The organism is Bradyrhizobium sp. sGM-13 (assembly GCF_018398875.1).
GTDB lineage: Bacteria > Pseudomonadota > Alphaproteobacteria > Rhizobiales > Xanthobacteraceae > Bradyrhizobium.
The window spans coordinates 1-1784 of sequence record NZ_JAGWDK010000128.1; the positions used below are offsets into that span (position 1 = coordinate 1).

A 1784-nucleotide genomic window follows, 5' to 3' on the forward strand; every position below is an offset into this window, starting at 1 on the left:
CAACTCGCGGTGGGACTTGCACCCACAAGAGTACGCTCATGCTGGGCGCACAAAAAAGAAGGCCACTCCAATGGAGTGGCCCAAGTCAGGGAGGAAACGCCCTTGAGGGGCCTCTGGGATCAGGCCGCAGCCTGTTCGATCGGTGAAAATGGCAGGCCGAGGCTCTCGGCCACGGCCCTATAAGTTAGCCGGCCCCGATAGACATTGAGGCTTGCGCGCAGATGCGGATTTTCGAGCACGGTTGCAAATCCCTGGTTGGCGAGTGCCAAACCAAATGGCAGCGTGGCATTATTCAGTGCCTGGCTTGAGGTAAGCGGGACAGCTCCGGGCATGTTGGCGACACAGTAATGAATGACGCCGTCGACCTCGTAAGTTGGATCAGCATGCGTCGTCGGACGCGATGTCTCGAAGCATCCGCCTTGATCGATAGCAACATCCACGATCACAGAGCCTTTGCGCATCGAGCTTAACATGCGGCGGCTGACTAGTTTCGGCGCGCTCGCGCCTCGAACGAGCACCGCACCGACAACAACATCGGCCGCAAATACTTCCTCCTCAACGGTGTCAATTGTCGAAAACCTGGTACGAACGCGACCTTCGAACAGCTCATCTAGCTCACGAAGCCGGGGTATCGACCGGTCAAGGATCGTGACCTCGGCACCCAAGCCCGCCGCCATCCGTGCCGCATGCGTACCGACTACGCCGCCTCCAATCACCACGATGCGGGCCGGCTGAACACCGGGCACGCCACCGATCAGCAGCCCCCGCCCGCCCGCATACCGCTTCAGGGCGCTACCTGCCGCCTCGATCGCAAGCCGGCCAGCGACCTCACTCATCGGCGCAAGCAGCGGAAGACCGCCATGCGCATCGGTGACAGTTTCGTAGGCGATTGCGGTGCACCCAGACTTTAGCAGGCCCTTAGCCTGCTCCGGATCCGGCGCCAGATGCAGATAAGTGAAGAGAATCTGGTTCTCTCGCAACTGCGCCCATTCGGAAGATTGGGGCTCCTTGACCTTTATGATCATCTCGCTCGATGCAAATATCTCATGAGCGGAGTCCAGAATCGTTGCGCCGGCCTTGCGATATTTATCGTCCGTTGCGCCAATGCCGGCACCGGCATTGGTCTCGATCAGCACGCTGTGGCCGGCGGCCACATATTCGCGGACGGCTCCAGGCGTCAGACCGACGCGATATTCGTGCGTCTTGATTTCCTTGGGAACACCGATCTTCACCTGCAATCTCCGTACTTGGACAACCTTTTCTAGTCGGAAGATCGGTTTGTTTTCCTGCAAACTTGCGAAGCAAGCGCTATGTGAAGCAGAAATACAGCAATATTTGGCACTATTTTGCAGGATTCCAAACAAGAACCGGGCAAGATCGATACGACGATCCAGGCCGAGCTTAGCATCAATGCGACCCAGCGCTCGGATCAGTCACACCGAAGTCTCGAAGCGAATGTGACTCTACTGCGATGGCGCCGGCAGCCCGCGCTGTAAGACAAGGAACATCAGAGGGCATCTACCGATAATTGAGTTAAACCGTTTGCCTCAACAACCCCGACCCGACATTGCGGAGCGCCTAGTCGACCACGTCTCGTGCCTGACCAAGATGGAACCGACCTAGAATCTTTGGATCTATTTACCCGAAATGCGAAGCCCATAGATCGATCGGAAGTGCAAGTGTTCTAAACCTGCATCAAGCCGCCCTCCTCGGTTGAGCCAGGGCAGCGCTAGGAGCCTGTCCCTATAATGGACTTAGGATTAAGCGAAGCGGGTTCTGAAGCT

At 57.3% G+C, this 1784-nt stretch carries 1 protein-coding gene; it reads right to left on the minus strand.

Features of this window, described 5'->3' with window-relative positions; genetic code table 11:
- Positions 1–119 precede the first annotated feature (119 nt).
- Entirely contained in the window at positions 120–1232 is a 1113-nt protein-coding gene (ald, locus tag KJQ96_RS38400; RefSeq protein WP_213291145.1) for an alanine dehydrogenase, read from the minus strand.
- Positions 1233–1784: the final 552 nt, after the last annotated feature.